The organism is Mesobacillus stamsii (assembly GCF_030814065.1).
Taxonomy (GTDB): Bacteria; Bacillota; Bacilli; order Bacillales; family Cytobacillaceae; genus Mesobacillus; species Mesobacillus stamsii.
In genome coordinates this window covers 1-14,807 of the sequence record NZ_JAUSUN010000048.1, presented here as the reverse complement: position 1 = coordinate 14,807, position 14,807 = coordinate 1, and the positions used below count along the sequence as shown (strand labels likewise).

The 14,807-nt window shown below is 40.3% G+C and carries 14 protein-coding genes; 11 read left to right on the top strand and 3 right to left on the bottom strand.

Annotated elements, in window-relative coordinates:
• Window positions 1–645: 645 nt before the first annotated feature.
• A complete protein-coding gene (gene rocF, locus J2S25_RS19440) occupies window positions 646–1,542 on the top strand; it encodes an arginase (RefSeq protein WP_307192676.1) in 897 nt (298 codons plus the stop codon).
• A gap of 46 nt (window positions 1,543–1,588) precedes the next feature.
• On the opposite strand, the gene J2S25_RS19435 is transcribed toward rocF, so the two are convergent.
• Window positions 1,589–1,759: an aspartyl-phosphate phosphatase Spo0E family protein gene (locus J2S25_RS19435; protein ID WP_084221911.1), complete on the bottom strand. Its 171-nt coding sequence runs from the start codon at window positions 1,757–1,759 to the stop codon at window positions 1,589–1,591.
• Between the two features lie 229 nt (window positions 1,760–1,988).
• Here J2S25_RS19435 and sigW point away from each other — a divergent pair, with 229 nt between their 5' ends.
• The 10 genes from sigW to J2S25_RS19385 all read left to right on the top strand — a co-directional run bounded on the left by sigW (window position 1,989) and on the right by J2S25_RS19385 (window position 12,392).
• Window positions 1,989–2,552: an RNA polymerase sigma factor SigW gene (gene sigW, locus J2S25_RS19430; protein ID WP_307192675.1), complete on the top strand. Its 564-nt coding sequence runs from the start codon at window positions 1,989–1,991 to the stop codon at window positions 2,550–2,552.
• A gap of 16 nt (window positions 2,553–2,568) precedes the next feature.
• Window positions 2,569–3,222, top strand: coding sequence for an anti-sigma factor family protein (locus J2S25_RS19425; RefSeq protein WP_307192677.1), 654 nt, complete (start codon window positions 2,569–2,571; stop codon window positions 3,220–3,222).
• A gap of 326 nt (window positions 3,223–3,548) precedes the next feature.
• Window positions 3,549–4,376, top strand: a complete 828-nt coding sequence (gene cdaA / locus J2S25_RS19420; RefSeq protein ID WP_044396612.1) for a diadenylate cyclase CdaA — start codon at window positions 3,549–3,551, stop codon at window positions 4,374–4,376.
• Window positions 4,369–5,601, top strand: a complete 1,233-nt coding sequence (locus J2S25_RS19415) for a CdaR family protein (protein ID WP_307192674.1) — start codon at window positions 4,369–4,371, stop codon at window positions 5,599–5,601. Before cdaA ends, J2S25_RS19415 begins: the two co-directional genes overlap by 8 nt.
• 37 nt (window positions 5,602–5,638) lie before the next feature.
• Window positions 5,639–6,988, top strand: a complete 1,350-nt coding sequence (gene glmM, locus J2S25_RS19410) for a phosphoglucosamine mutase (RefSeq protein WP_044396608.1) — start codon at window positions 5,639–5,641, stop codon at window positions 6,986–6,988.
• 507 nt (window positions 6,989–7,495) lie between these two features.
• Entirely contained in the window at window positions 7,496–9,298 is a 1,803-nt protein-coding gene (glmS, locus tag J2S25_RS19405) for a glutamine--fructose-6-phosphate transaminase (isomerizing) (protein WP_044396606.1), read from the top strand.
• A gap of 149 nt (window positions 9,299–9,447) precedes the next feature.
• Window positions 9,448–10,287: a TnsA endonuclease N-terminal domain-containing protein gene (locus tag J2S25_RS19400; protein ID WP_307192673.1), complete on the top strand. Its 840-nt coding sequence runs from the start codon at window positions 9,448–9,450 to the stop codon at window positions 10,285–10,287.
• Window positions 10,284–10,895, top strand: a complete 612-nt coding sequence (locus J2S25_RS19395; protein WP_044394573.1) for a hypothetical protein — start codon at window positions 10,284–10,286, stop codon at window positions 10,893–10,895. Before J2S25_RS19400 ends, J2S25_RS19395 begins: the two co-directional genes overlap by 4 nt.
• 632 nt (window positions 10,896–11,527) lie before the next feature.
• Window positions 11,528–12,070 carry a DUF4871 domain-containing protein gene (locus J2S25_RS19390; protein WP_044394574.1) on the top strand — a complete coding sequence of 181 codons (543 nt, stop codon included), beginning with the start codon at window positions 11,528–11,530 and terminating at the stop codon, window positions 12,068–12,070.
• Window positions 12,071–12,119: 49 nt separating this feature from the next.
• Entirely contained in the window at window positions 12,120–12,392 is a 273-nt protein-coding gene (locus tag J2S25_RS19385; RefSeq protein ID WP_052807043.1) for a hypothetical protein, read from the top strand.
• A 177-nt stretch (window positions 12,393–12,569) separates the two neighbouring features.
• On the opposite strand, the gene istB is transcribed toward J2S25_RS19385, so the two are convergent.
• Both istB and J2S25_RS19375 read right to left on the bottom strand, forming a co-directional pair.
• Window positions 12,570–13,340: an IS21-like element helper ATPase IstB gene (gene istB / locus J2S25_RS19380; protein WP_044394575.1), complete on the bottom strand. Its 771-nt coding sequence runs from the start codon at window positions 13,338–13,340 to the stop codon at window positions 12,570–12,572.
• Window positions 13,337–14,599 carry a DDE-type integrase/transposase/recombinase gene (locus J2S25_RS19375; protein WP_128721555.1) on the bottom strand — a complete coding sequence of 421 codons (1,263 nt, stop codon included), beginning with the start codon at window positions 14,597–14,599 and terminating at the stop codon, window positions 13,337–13,339. Before J2S25_RS19375 ends, istB begins: the two co-directional genes overlap by 4 nt.
• Window positions 14,600–14,807 lie beyond the last annotated feature (208 nt).

Sequence of the window (14,807 nt, the reverse complement as noted above, 5' to 3'; positions counted from 1 at the left end):
GGATTAAGATTATTAGCGTTAGCATAGAAACAAAAACTCTTGGAACAAGAGGGTTAGCTCGGTCAGTTTTCGTTGGCTAGCAAAAGCAACGATAAAGGGAGAAGCCCCCACTTCAAGCGACCTGTAAGGGTGGTAAGTGGTGGGAGTAGTTCACTGGTTTTCGTAAAGGTTTAGGCAAAGTTGTCAAGAAAGTGCGGTTATTTTGACAGGTTTACGGTGGAAGAGGTCAAAGTTGTCAAGAAAGCGGAGTTATTTGACAGGTTTATTGTGGAAGTGGTCAAAGTTGTCAAGAAAGCGGAGTTATTTTGACAGGTTTACGGTGGAAGAGGTCAAAGTTGTCAAGAAAGCGCGGTTATTTTGACAGGTTTACAGTGGAAGAGGCCAAAGTTGTCAAGAAAGTGCGGTTATTTTGACAGGTTTGCCGGGAACTGAGCCAAAGTTGTCAAAAAACCGCGGTTATTTAGGCGTTTCCTGAAGAATCCGCAATATCTCTCAAAAATATGCCATCCGCCCATAGAATCCTTGCGAGCATCTTGTTAATTTAGGCTATTTCAAGCTGTATATATATTCATTAAATTGTCCGGTTGAGTCAATTGAATGAAAACGTTTAAAATATAGAGGAGGGAAAGTAAGGGGGAATCAAGAATGAAGAAACTTTCAATTATTGGAATGCCGATGGATTTGGGTCAGACACGAAGGGGAGTAGACATGGGTCCGAGTGCGATCCGTTATGCAGGGATCAATGAGAGATTAGCGGTGCTTTTTGATTGGATAGAGGATTTGGGTGACATTACGGTTGGCAGGCCTGAGGTGAAGATTGACCCTAATAGCAATTTAAGAAACCTGGAGCTTGTGGCAGAGAAGAATAGCTTGCTTGCTGAAGAGGTAGACAAGATTATTGAATCAGGGTCTTTTCCGTTAGTATTAGGTGGGGATCATAGCATTGCAATTGGTACATTGGCTGGTGTGTCTAAACATTATAAGAATCTGGGTGTGATTTGGTATGATGCACATGGGGATCTGAACACGGCGGAAACTTCACCGTCTGGAAATATCCATGGCATGCCACTAGCAGCCAGTCTTGGTTTAGGGCATGAAAAACTGACGCAAATAGGTGGGTATTCTCCAAAGATAAAACCGAAGAATATTGTCATTATTGGTGCGCGTTCGCTTGATGACGGGGAGAAAGACTTGATCAAGAAAATGGGGATTAAAGTGTTTACCATGCATGAAATTGATCGCTTAGGAATGGCTGCGGTCATTGAGGAAACGGTCCAGCATCTTAAAGAAAAAACAGATGGGGTCCATCTTTCGCTAGATTTGGATGGATTGGATCCAACCGATGCCCCTGGTGTTGGAACTCCAGTAATAGGAGGCATCAGCTATCGTGAAAGCCACCTGGCGATGGAAATGCTTGCCGAAGCGAAAATTATTACTTCTGCTGAATTCGTTGAAGTGAATCCAATTCTCGATGAAAAGAATAAGACAGCTTTTGTGGCAGTTGCACTAATGGGGTCTTTATTTGGGGAGAAACTTTTATAATAAAAAGGAAGAGCAGTAGCTAAAAGATAGCTGCTGCTCTTTATTGTTAATAGAGAACTGGCTTTTTTGAGGATACGTGATAATATTTATTTAGTAAATGGTCGAGTTTCGTGCTTATGTCTACCACGCGTTGGTTGGAGAGCGAGGTTTTCGCAGCTAGATCAACCATTTCATTACGGCAATTTTCAATATCCTTCAACAGTGTTTCTGCACCCATTGATAACCCTCGCTTTCGTACAATATAGTCTTTTTATACCCTAAACAAAAACTTTTAAACGGAAATGGTAAAAATTTGTTAGTATTAACATATAGGCTTTTTTTCGAAAACTGTCTGCTAAATAGAATAGGCAGCATTACATACTTAAATTTTTTTTATAGAAAAAACGAAACCTTTAACGGGATCGATTCGTATATCGATTAGCCGCAGGATGCGCGGAGGTAAAATAATGGAAACAATTGTTAAGCACAGAATCAAACAAGTAATCAAGGGAGACCAGAACGCCTTTGGAGAGATTGTTGAGGTATACAAGGACAAAGTATTTCAGCTTTGCTACCGTATGCTCGGAAATCGGCATGAGGCAGAGGATATTGCACAGGAGGCTTTCATCCGCGCATTTATAAATATTAATAGCTTCAATCAAAATCTGAAGTTTTCTACATGGCTGTACCGGATTGCTACCAATCTTTGTATTGACCGGATTCGCAAAAAGAAACCAGATTATTTTTTGGATGCAGAAGTGCCGGGAACGGAAGGTTTGACGATGTACTCTCAAATCCCTTCTGCAACCCCTTTGCCAGAGGATGAGGTTGAAAGTCTAGAATTACAGGACGCGATTCAAAAAGAGATTTCAAAATTACCCGATAAATACAGATCGGTAATCGTATTAAAATATATTGAGGAGCTTAGCCTGAATGAAATCAGTGAAATTCTTGATTTGCCTCTTGGAACGGTGAAGACGAGGGTTCATCGAGGCAGAGAGACGTTAAGAAAGCAATTGCGACACGTATAAAATGAGGTGAATGAAATTGAAATGTCCCGAACAGGTTATTGAGCATATGCACGATTATTTAGATGGCGAAATTACTGAACAAAATGAAAAGATTTTAAGAGAGCATTTGCAGAGCTGTACCGAATGCCAGGAATATTACAGGGAAATGAATAAAGCGATTGCTCTAGTGCAAAGCACCTCCCATATCCAGACGCCTGCTGATTTTACATCAAAAGTAATGGCGAATTTACCCAAAGAAAAGAAAAAGACAGAAATCCAGCGTTGGTTCAGGAGCCATCCTTTGTTGACTGCTGCCTCTCTTTTCCTTGCGCTAATGACGGGCAGTATTTTATCGACATGGAATGAAGGATACCAGTTTTCGGTTTCAAAACAGCCTAATTTATTGGTTCAAAATGATACGGTAATTGTACCGAAAGGGGAAGTAGTCAAGGGAGATGTGGTGGTCAAGAACGGAAAGGTGAAAATTGAAGGGGAAGTCCAGGGGAATGTTACCGTCATCAACGGGGAAATCCTCAACGGTGAAAACTATATGGCTTCAGCGGGAAATGTCACGGGGGAAATTACCGAGGTCAATAAAATTTTCGAATGGGTATGGTATCAAATTAAAAATACTGTGAAAAACGCGGCGGATTTATTTGAAAATAATAACAAAGAACAGTCATTCCAGTAGGGATGGCTGTTTTTTAAAGAGGATTTTTTGTCGACATGGCTAAAGATCAAATCGTTTGCAAATGTTCTCATTATTGGTTTGAGCAGAGCTTATGTTATAATAGTTAAGTTATCTTAAGTTAAACGCTGAAGAGTATTGGTTATCTTCCGCTTTTTTTCAATCGCTGTTTTCGCATTTTTTGTTGCTTCCCGAACATGCTCCAATCTTCGAGCGGAAAATACATTTGCAACATCAAACTACGAAAAGAGCCCTTTTACAATCGGTTCGTTTGGAGGCTAGAGAATAACTTCGCAAAAGAGCCTTACTAATCTACTGGAGGAAGTGCAATGTCGTTTGCGGATTTCGATTTCTTGACTTATCTAGCTAATATTGTTGACATTCTCCTTGTCTGGTTCGTCATCTATCGGTTGATCGCGATTATTCGAGGGACGAAGGCTGTCCAGCTTTTGAAAGGGATTTTTGTTATCCTGATCGTAAAGTTTGTCAGTGATTTTTTCGGGTTAAATACGCTTAGTTGGATGATGGAACAAGTATTAACCTGGGGATTCCTAGCCATTATCATTATCTTCCAGCCTGAATTGCGTCGGGCACTTGAACAGCTTGGCAGAGGAAGACTTTTTTCCAGATCAGGGCTGCAGGAGGAAGAAGATGAAGAAAAGATGGTAGAGGCTATTGTCAAGTCAACCGATTATATGGCCAAGCGTCGAATCGGGGCCTTGATTTCCATTGAAAGAGAAACAGGAATGAGTGATTACATAGAAACAGGCATACAGCTGCAATCAAGAATATCCTCTGAACTGTTAATTAACCTTTTTATCCCGAATACACCGCTTCATGATGGAGCAGTTGTCATACAGAAAAACATTGTTGCAGCAGCAGCGTGCTATTTGCCGTTATCAGAAAGTCCGTTCATTTCGAAGGAGCTGGGCACTAGGCACAGGGCCGCACTCGGAATTAGTGAAGTAACGGATAGCATCACGATTGTCGTTTCCGAGGAAACAGGGAGTGTGTCGGTTGCTCGGAATGGCGAACTATACAGGGACTTGAGCGGGGATACGCTAAGAGAACTACTCTCTGCCGAACTGATTTCACCATCAAGAATCAAGCAAGCAGCTTCTGCCCGCTGGAACTGGAGGGGGAAGAAAAATGGATAGATGGATGGATAATCCGTGGTTCATAAGAGTAGTTGCCCTTGTTCTTGCCGTGTTGCTATTTGGATCTGTTTCAACAAACGATTCGAATAAGCCTGGAGATGTATACGTACCATCAGATGAAACCGTAGAAACAGTAAAAGACGTTCCGGTAAAAAGGATTTACGATACCGATACATTAGTTGTATCAGGTGTTCCGGAAACAGTTACTGTAACGCTGCAGGGCCCGAAAAACCTGGTGCAGCAGGCAAAAACACTCAGAAATTTTGAAGTTTTCGTTGATTTGACGAATGCTGACATGGGAGACCAGCGAGTACCCATCACAATCAAAGATGTATCAGAAAGGATAACGGTCACCATCGATCCTGGATATGCAAATATTTCCATACAGGAAAAAGTGACAAAGGAGTTCAGTGTTGAACCTGAATTCAGCGAAAGTATCGTGGAAAGTGGCTATATTGCAGAGCAGCCGACTGTCAAACCGAATAAAGTGCAAATAACCGGTGCCAAGGATGTTGTCGACAGAATCACCTATGTAAAAGCAACAGTGAATTCTTCTGGGAAAATAACGGATACAATCACGCGAGAAGCGAGTGTCCTTGCTCTGGATAAAGACATGAATAAATTGGATGTTATTGTAGAGCCAGCGGTGGTTGATGTGACCATCCCAGTAAAAAGCTCCAGTAAAAAGGTCCCAATCGACATCGTCCGTAAAGGCAATCCTCCAAGTGGAGTAACCATTGATTCCATTACTTTGGAAACAAAGGAAACGGAGATTCTCGCTGCACCCGATGTACTTGAGAAGGTGGAAGGTGTCAGGGTGGAAGTGGATGTTAGCAAAATCAATGAAGATACGGAACTTACCCTTCCGGTCATCATTGGCGAAGGAATCGTCGAAGTAACACCAAAATTGGTAAAAGTGAATGTAAACGTCACGAAGGACTCCGAGAGGACCATTTCTAAAGTCCCGATTGGAGTGAATGGAATCGAGGCGGGTTATGAATTAGCATTCCTTGACCCTACGGATGGCGAGACAAAGCTGACGGTCTCAGGACCAAATGATCTCATTTCTGCACTAACGGTCGAAGATTTTCAAGTTTTAATTGATGTTTCGACGTTGAAGGAAGGAACTCACGAAGTAGATATCAAGGTTACCGCACCTCAAAACATAACGTGGAAACTGGCAAAAGAAAAAGCTAGTATATCGATTGCGAAAAAAGAAGCTTAACGGACTGTAATTTTTTTTACAAGGAGAGATTTTAAGAATGGGTAAATATTTCGGTACAGACGGAGTACGTGGTGTTGCGAACAGCGAACTAACGCCGGAATTGGCGTTCAAGCTTGGCCGGTTCGGAGGCTATGTCCTCACAAAGGAGCATAATCGACCTAAGGTGCTGATTGGCCGCGACACTCGGATTTCCGGACATATGCTAGAGGGAGCACTTGTTGCCGGTCTGCTATCAATAGGGGCAGAAGTCATGAGACTAGGTGTGATCTCGACTCCCGGAGTAGCGTATTTAACTAAGGCACTTGGTGCGCAGGCAGGAGTTATGATCTCTGCATCGCATAATCCGGTAGCGGATAACGGGATCAAATTCTTTGGCCCAGACGGATTTAAGCTCTCTGATGATCAGGAAAACGAAATAGAGCAATTGATGGACATGGAAGGTGATGAGCTCCCTCGTCCTGTAGGTGCTGATCTTGGTCAGGTAAATGATTACTTCGAAGGTGGTCAGAAATACCTTCAATATTTAAAACAATCTGTTGACGAAGAATTCACGGGTCTTCATATCGCCCTGGATTGCGCACATGGAGCAACGTTTTCGTTGGCAACCCACTTGTTTGCTGATTTGGATGCAGATACTTCAACGATGGGAGCATCTCCCAACGGCTTGAATATCAATGACGGCGTAGGATCGACACACCCAGAAGCTCTTGCGGTTTTCGTGAAGGAAAAAGGAGCCGATTTCGGTCTTGCTTTTGATGGAGATGGCGACCGCCTGATTGCGATTGATGAAAAGGGAAACATCGTGGATGGGGACCAAATTATGTACATCTGCGCAAAGTTCATGAAGGAACGTGGTCAGTTAAAGCAAGGTACGGTAGTATCCACTGTGATGAGCAATCTTGGTTTTTACAAAGGTCTTGAGGAAAACGGCATTCAAAGTGTACAAACAGCTGTCGGAGACCGTTATGTAGTAGAGGAAATGAAGAAGAACGGCTATAATCTCGGCGGAGAGCAATCTGGCCATATTATCTTCCTGGACTACAATACAACTGGTGATGGACTTCTGACAGGGCTTCAGCTCGCGAATATCATGAAAGCAACAAATAAGCCGCTTTCTGAACTGGCTAAGGAAATGAAGAAATTCCCGCAGGTGCTTGTGAACATTCGTGTGACGGATAAGCACCATGTAACGGATAATGAGAAGGTAAAGGCGGTAATCGAACAGGTAGAAGCGGAAATGAACGGCGATGGCAGAATCTTAGTTCGCCCTTCCGGTACAGAGCCGTTGGTTCGCGTAATGGCAGAAGCTGCAACAGCAGAGCTTTGCCAAGAATACGTTACCCGAATAGCAAAAGTTGTGGAAGAGGAAATGGGTTTAACAGAATAAGGATAACAGGTGATATGCATAAGGGTTTCGGCACATAGAAAAGCCTTTATGCATATTTATTTAGCAAGGGAGTTTTAGCTTTTTTGTAAAGGGTATTTGTACGAGAAAGCTGATTTCCTTTGTTTTTTATTGACGGATGCAACTGTATGATGTATGATGATCCTGTTTTTGTAAATGGTTCATTTTTACCTTGAAACCAATTTATCGAAAGGTGGGCAGAGGTAGATCAATGGAAAACGAAAGCGCCAGGACTAATCCGTGACCGGAAATATGGGTTAGTTGACGAGGTGGAGGTTTATCGAAGTTTCGGCGGATGCCTCCCGGCTGAAAGCGCAGCCGCAAATTCCATCTTCAAAACATTAGGGCAACTTAATGCACAAACAGATGGGGATGCTAAAAATAAACAGAACACAGTCTGATCTAAAAATCAATTATTTGAGATAAGGGGGCAAGCCGCCCCTAACTAAGAGGCTTCTTGCCCCCTGTCGTACAGGAGGAAAAGAAGTTATGTGTGGAATCGTTGGGTATATTGGAAATAATGACTCGAAAGAGATTTTATTAAAAGGCCTTGAAAAACTGGAATATAGAGGATATGATTCTGCGGGAATTGCAGTTATCAACAGCAATGGAGTGCATATTTTTAAGGAAAAAGGACGTATTGCGGACCTTCGCAACGCAGTGGATCACAGTGTTAAGGCGAATGCTGGAATCGGGCATACTCGCTGGGCGACCCATGGTCCTCCAAGCAAGGGGAATGCTCATCCTCACCAGGGCTCAGCAGCCAGGCTGACTCTTGTCCATAATGGGGTAATTGAAAATTACGATCGCTTGAAGCGAGAGTATTTGCCAAATGTCGAATTGAATAGTGAAACAGATACGGAAATCATCGTACAGTTAATGGAACTATTTGTTAACGAAGGTCTAAATACGGAGGAAGCGTTCCGCAAAACGCTGACACTGTTACATGGTTCCTATGCACTTGCATTGATCGATGAGCAAAACGTGGACACCATCCTTGTAGCGAAAAACAAGAGCCCGCTTCTTGTGGGACTTGGCGATGGCTTTAATGTAGTCGCAAGTGATGCGATGGCGATGATCCAAGTAACGAACCAGTATGTGGAACTGATGGACGAGGAAATGGTCATTGTCACGAAAAATGAGGTGACAATCAAGAACCTTGCCGGAGCAGTGGTTTCACGAGAACCATATACCGCTGAACTTGATGCTGGTGACATTGAAAAGGGAACATACCCACACTATATGCTCAAGGAAATCGACGAACAGCCGCTTGTTATTCGCAAAATCATTCAGAGCTATCAAGATGGAGAAGGTGCGCTTGAAATGGACTCTGACATCGTTGCCACTATGCAAGAAGCGGACCGTATTTATATCATCGCTGCTGGTACTTCCTATCACGCAGGTCTCGTTGGCAAGCAGTTTATCGAAAAATTAACAAAGATTCCTGTGGAAGTTCACATTTCCAGTGAATTCGGCTACAATATGCCGCTGCTATCTGAAAAGCCATTGTTCATCTTCATTTCCCAGAGTGGAGAAACTGCGGACAGCCGCCAAGTTCTTGTCCAAGTAAAGGAGATGGGCTACAAAGCATTGACGATTACAAACGTATCTGGATCAACGCTTTCCCGTGAAGCAGATTATACGCTTCTTCTTCATGCCGGGCCTGAAATTGCGGTTGCCTCTACAAAAGCATATACGGCACAGCTTGCAGTTCTTGCAATTTTAGCGGAAGTAACTGCTCGTGGCATTGGCCATGAAGTGGACTTTGATCTTGTTCAGGAACTTGGCATCGTTGCGAGTGCAATGGAAACTCTTTGCGACGACAAGGAAGAATTCGAAAGCATTGCGCACGAATACTTGACTGTGACAAGAAATGCATTTTTCATTGGCCGCGGAATCGATTTTTACGTGGGCCTTGAAGGTGCTTTGAAGTTGAAGGAAATCTCTTATATCCAGGCAGAAGGCTTTGCTGGCGGAGAACTGAAGCACGGGACAATCGCTTTGATTGAAGAAGGCACACCGGTCATCGCTCTTGCAACACAAGAATTTGTCAACCTAAGCATCCGCGGAAATGTCAAAGAAGTCGCTGCCCGTGGAGCTAATCCTTGCATCATTTCAATGAGTGGACTGGAAACAGACGAAGACCGCTTCGTCCTCCCAGAAGTAAATAGCCTACTAACACCTCTTATCTCAGTAATTCCGATGCAGTTAATCTCTTACTATGCCGCGCTGCACCGTAACTGTGACGTTGATAAGCCGCGCAACCTGGCTAAATCAGTTACAGTTGAATAACAATAAAGTTTTGTAAATGTGGTTGTAGGTTTTAAATAAAGTTGCACCGTTTGTAAAAAAGATGTACCGTTTAAAATAAAGTTATACCGTTTATAAAAAAGTTGCACCGTTTTACCCCTTTGGATATGATTATCTAAAGGGGTGTTTTTATGTCGAAAAGAAAAAGAACATCTGAAATTGAACAGTGGATTAAACAAGGTCGAGGCACCGGTATAGGAGTAGATTATAAACCTTGGTTGAAGATTCAAGATGTATCTTCAAAGGGTCGTTCTACTCGTTTAAAAGGAATAAAAACAAACAGACAGCATGAATTTCTGTCGGATTTGGAAAGCAATTATTTTTATTTAACTGAGTATTCAAATTATATTGTTGATATCCGGGAACAATTTCCTTTACTACCATTAGAAGAAACCATTGTTATTGCAGATGAGTTAGGTATTAAACATCCTACTGATCCTAAAACTGGTGATCCGATTGTGATGACAACGGATTTTTTATTAACAGTTGATAAAGGACAAGGTGTGTTTGAAGTAGCTCGTACAATCAAAATGAAGGACGAATTACTGAAGGAACGAGTACTCGAAAAGTTTGAGATTGAACGAGAGTATTGGCAACGGAAGGATATTGATTGGGTCATTGTTACAGAGGAAGAGATTCCTAAAACAATGGCACGAAACATTAGCTACATTCATGACTATTTTGATATTCGAGATTATGATGTATTTCAGGAAATGTGTTCACAACATATTGAAGATTTATCCTTATCTTTAATGCAAAGGTTACTAAATAATAAAAATAGTATCCGTATAATTACGAATGAATTTGATACCGATACCCATTTACCTTTTGGTAGTGGTGTAACACTCTTTTATCATTTGCTTGCTCAAAAAGTCATCGTTATTGATATGCTTAAGCCACCAAATTTAGAGCAACAGATTGATATTAAATCCATTGATGAAAGCACGCTGAAGAAGGAGAAATACGGATGATTTATATTAATCAGGTGCTTCAATATTCTGCCGATTCTAAGCGAATACGTATTATCGAAATGGATGAACCGTATGTGTTTATTGTAGATATTGATGCGACAAGTTCGATGCCTAAGAAAGAAATATATTCGAACCTAGCAACGGAAATTCAGCAAAGTGAACTACTTGTTGTTAGTGATCCATATGCAAAAGTTGTTTCAGATATTGACTTAACAGAAGTACAAATCCGTAAACGTGAGGAAGACTGGGAAATCATCCAGCAACATTGTTTGCAACACATGGAGATGCTGCTTCAAAAGCAAGGTAGAGAAATGAAAATTCGAGAGATTGCAGAAAAGACTAATCTAAGTCCATTTAAGATAAAAAAGTTATTAAGTCGTTATTGGCAGCGAGGTATGACAAAGAATGCCTTATTACCCGATTACTCAAATTCTGGAGGCAAAGGGAAAGCAAAAGATTTAACAAAAGAAAAAGTAGGTCGACCTAGAAAAGTAAATATAGACAACGAGTATCAGGTTGGTATTAATATTACTGATGAAGTGAAAGTGCAATTTGAGCTTGCAATTAATATTTCTATTCTGACCGATATAAAGAAAATGGAGAAATGAAATATCACATATGGGATGCTAGTCGTATTCCTTCTCACAATCTACCAACAAGACCTTCATTCTCATGTTGCAGTTCCTGCAAAATGGGTTTAGGAATCAGGAGATAAAAGTTCCATTCTTTGGGGATTCATTTTAGGGATGGGTTTCATAACATACCAGGCGGGGACTCTATTCCATTTGTATCTCCTATTATCCATTTTTTCGGACAATTGGTGGTTATCTATTATGGCAGGTGTAGTATATGGTTTTACTCGATCTGCTGTAACGAATTTTCCTTATATAAGAAAGAGGATCTTAGAGTTTGTTTCGGTAAGCCATAAAAACTTCACTCAGCTGTCCTTGATAAGGAAGACTTCATCTATACTGATAATTTTAATGTCTATTATAGGAATTATTGTTGAAAAAAATCACAAAAACTGTCCGGACACGCTTTAAGGTGTCCGGATATACGAGGAGAGTTATATACATTAAGTATACTTTTATCTGATATTATATACCGGAAAATTAACAATATATCCACAAGCAAGGATGCAGGGGCTTAAAAGGTATGAAATTTGGGTAATGGTTACAAATAAATTTTGTTTTTTTGTTAATAAAAGATATTTTAATTAAAGTATACGTGGAGGTTAGGAATGAAAAAAGCATTTATTTTTTTAGGTATATTTCTCCTTTTGAGTGGTTTATCTGCCTGTACTTTAAATGAAGGAGAACAAGATAAACAGTATCAACAATCAAAAGAGATAGAAAATACAGAAATTATAAAAGAGGATATTAAGAATCATTCTGGTGATAGCTGGGAATTGTCTCCAACATTCGAGCATACTGTTAAAGATATAAATGGTGAGGACATATCATATAAAATAATTGGAAAAGAAGGGAGAATAGGCTTTACTAAATCACCTATTATTGCTAATAAAAGGGAAAAGGTTATCTGGTTTTATTGGGGAAATGTAAATATTTATAATAAACCAGTTAAAATTTTTGCTTTAAAAAAGGATAGTGAAGCTGAACCTATTGAAGTATTTTCTGGAATGTTTTATAAGGATGCACAGGTGGGTCCCGGTAGTGTAAATATGCCTTCCAATTTGGAATTCCCATCAGAAGGAATATGGAAACTATTTATTTATATAGACAAAAAATTTTACGAAAATATTGTGATTGAAGCTAAAGATTAAATAGGCAATTTTGCTCCTATTAGATTGTAACAAATATAAGGAGAAATATATGAAAAAATTAATGTATTTGTTTTATATTGGATTAATAGCTCTAGTATTGACTGCTTGCGGAGGAAATGAAAGAACAGCAAGTAGTAAAGACGAAAAAAGTGAACAAATAAATGAGTTACCTAAAGAGGTTTCAAAACAAATTATTAATGACAAAAAAACTGTAGCTATTATCAATGGGGAAAAAATATTAGGTAGTGAATATAATCGAATATTATCTACATCTCTGTTAAAAATGAAGGAAATGAGGCAAGATCTATCTTCTATAGTTTAGTAGAAAATAAGATCCTACTTCAGGAAGTTAATCAAAAGGGATATACAGCATCTAAGGATGAGATAAATAAGCAGTTAAAAGAAATTAAAAAAATGTATAAAGATGAAAAGGAATTTAAGAAAGCATTGGAACAAGAGGGGGTGTAACCGTCAAGTGAAAATGAACACTTTTTGCTAATTAATTTTGGACACTTTCTCCCTCAAAAATGGAAGATCGATGCCTCATTCTATAGCTATCATCCTCTTTAAAATGGATTACTTCTGCCCGATGGATAAGCCTATCCAAAATAGCCGTGGTGATGCCAGGATCCCCTAATAATTCGCCCCATTCTTGCGGGGCTTTGTTTGATGTTAGAATGATAGAACATTTGTCATAGAGGTCATTGATCAAGTGAAAGAATAGATTGGCTTCACGAGTGTCCATCGCCATATACATCAAATCATCAATAATAACTAAGTGTGAATCCCTAATGCGCTTCATTCTTGTCTGAGACTTTCTTGAAAACTCCTCGGTTTTTAAGGTGTGAACGAGTTCACCCATACTGATAAAAGACACTTTGTATCCTTGATGAATGGCTTCAATTCCTAGTCCCGTTGACAGAAGTGTTTTGCCTACCCCTGTCGGTCCTAAGAGAATGAGATTGTATAGTTGGTCTAACCATGTGAATTCTTTTAATTGGTTAAGTTGCTTCTTGCTGAGTGTTCGCTGCTCCTCGAGATTAAATGTTTCCAATGTTCGATAGAACGGAAATGCCGCCCATTTAAGGCGTTTTTCTATTTGCTTCTCGTCGCGCTGCTTTTGCTCATAACCTATTAATTGACGGAGAAACGTTTGATAGGTCCAGTCCTCTGTTTCCGCTTGTTGAAGGAGTGTTGGAAGGTAGTTTGCACCTTCCGACACCCTCAATGAACGTAATTGCTGTTGTAACTGTTCCAACGAATCGCTCATTTGGCTGCTCCTCCTTCTAATATGGCTATGTATTCATTCACGTCTCGAATATATGGCTTCGTGAGAATGACGGACCTGTCCACTACATTAAGTAGCTTTATTTGTTCCTTTTTCTGCTCCAGGGATTCGTGGTTGGCTTGTCGTTGGCGTTTGACATGCTGAACGACATCGCTAAATTCAGTTGCACTATAGATCCCTTTATGAACACATTCCTTTAAGGCATCATTTCCAATGTCTGGTTCGGATTCAAGCGCTTTTGATATAAGTTGAAGCTGATCACGAATATATCGGGGATACCTTCGGTGAACTTCCTCCAGATAATCATGATCCAATCCTACATCTTCAAACTTCTCGGCAACACTAGCGATATAAGCAGGAATTCCTTTATTGCGATCCCGTTTATGTTGGCGGTCTTGAATCAATTTTCCTTTTTCATGACTAATTTTATGATCGGCTATCACTGGTCCTGCCTTTTCCTCTCGAACAATTAAGCGATTTTCATCCGTTGTCTCGATATAAACCTCTTTATCTTTCTTATATGTGCCGAGAGGGACGGAATAACGATTGGATAGATAAATGATGGTATTGTCCTTCCGAACTGATCTTGTTATACTTGAATCAACACTCGAAAGAGTAATTTTTGTAACGACTGGTCTCAAGTGCTGTTTTTCGAGGGCAAACACTTCGACCGGTCTCTTCTTTGTTGTATTGTGAACTTTCCCGTTTCCCGTTCTCTCAAGCCACGCCATGCCCAACTCATTCCACGTTTCAATGTTGTGAAAGACACGGTTCTTAGCGAAGTTTTTCTTTATAAATCCGACCACATTTTCAATTCTCCCTTTGCTTTCAGGATCCGCTTTTCTGCACACAAATAGAGTTAATTTCCTTTCTTCACGATAAGCTTGAAATTCACCTGTAAGAATAAGATCACCCGCATTTTCGCTGACTACCATTAAGGAGTCTTGATCATAAACAAGTTCGTAAGGAATACCTCCTAAGTATTGAAACGCATTTTCATGGGTCCGTATGACATCTTTTGTTGTAAAAGGTCTATCTAGCCACTCCACATATTTATAACGTGAGTGCGAAAGGACGAAACTAATAAAATATAACTTTATCTCTTTTCCATTTGTCGTCTTCTGTATGGTTTGTCCAAAATCAACCTGTGCTTGTTGCCCCATTGGTGGATCTGGAATAGCCTCATAAACACGCTTTTCTTCTGTTTTAGGAATGGAATACTTTTCACGTAACTCCTTCACATAAATCCTGCATTCCCGAGAATCTGTAACGATGAAAGCTAATAAGCCCCTGTGTTTCAACGGTTTATTAGCTTTTTTGATTGACTTTTACCTCGTTATGTTTTATAGTTAACATAACGAGGTACAGGGGGACTGACTATGGCTGCAATTGTTTATCAAACCGACAAGAGAACTGGAATTACCTATGCTTACCAATCTATTTCTTACT

What these genes read in the sequence shown, in the direction of transcription:
- rocF (WP_307192676.1), top strand. Translation starts at nt 646, where the DNA reads ATGAAGAAACTTTCAATTATTGGAATGCCGATGGATTTGGGTCAGACA.
- J2S25_RS19435 (WP_084221911.1), bottom strand. Translation starts at nt 1,759, where the DNA reads ATGGGTGCAGAAACACTGTTGAAGGATATTGAAAATTGCCGTAATGAA.
- sigW (WP_307192675.1), top strand. Translation starts at nt 1,989, where the DNA reads ATGGAAACAATTGTTAAGCACAGAATCAAACAAGTAATCAAGGGAGAC.
- cdaA (WP_044396612.1), top strand. Translation starts at nt 3,549, where the DNA reads ATGTCGTTTGCGGATTTCGATTTCTTGACTTATCTAGCTAATATTGTT.
- J2S25_RS19415 (WP_307192674.1), top strand. Translation starts at nt 4,369, where the DNA reads ATGGATAGATGGATGGATAATCCGTGGTTCATAAGAGTAGTTGCCCTT.
- glmM (WP_044396608.1), top strand. Translation starts at nt 5,639, where the DNA reads ATGGGTAAATATTTCGGTACAGACGGAGTACGTGGTGTTGCGAACAGC.
- glmS (WP_044396606.1), top strand. Translation starts at nt 7,496, where the DNA reads ATGTGTGGAATCGTTGGGTATATTGGAAATAATGACTCGAAAGAGATT.
- J2S25_RS19400 (WP_307192673.1), top strand. Translation starts at nt 9,448, where the DNA reads ATGTCGAAAAGAAAAAGAACATCTGAAATTGAACAGTGGATTAAACAA.
- J2S25_RS19395 (WP_044394573.1), top strand. Translation starts at nt 10,284, where the DNA reads ATGATTTATATTAATCAGGTGCTTCAATATTCTGCCGATTCTAAGCGA.
- J2S25_RS19390 (WP_044394574.1), top strand. Translation starts at nt 11,528, where the DNA reads ATGAAAAAAGCATTTATTTTTTTAGGTATATTTCTCCTTTTGAGTGGT.
- J2S25_RS19385 (WP_052807043.1), top strand. Translation starts at nt 12,120, where the DNA reads ATGAAAAAATTAATGTATTTGTTTTATATTGGATTAATAGCTCTAGTA.
- istB (WP_044394575.1), bottom strand. Translation starts at nt 13,340, where the DNA reads ATGAGCGATTCGTTGGAACAGTTACAACAGCAATTACGTTCATTGAGG.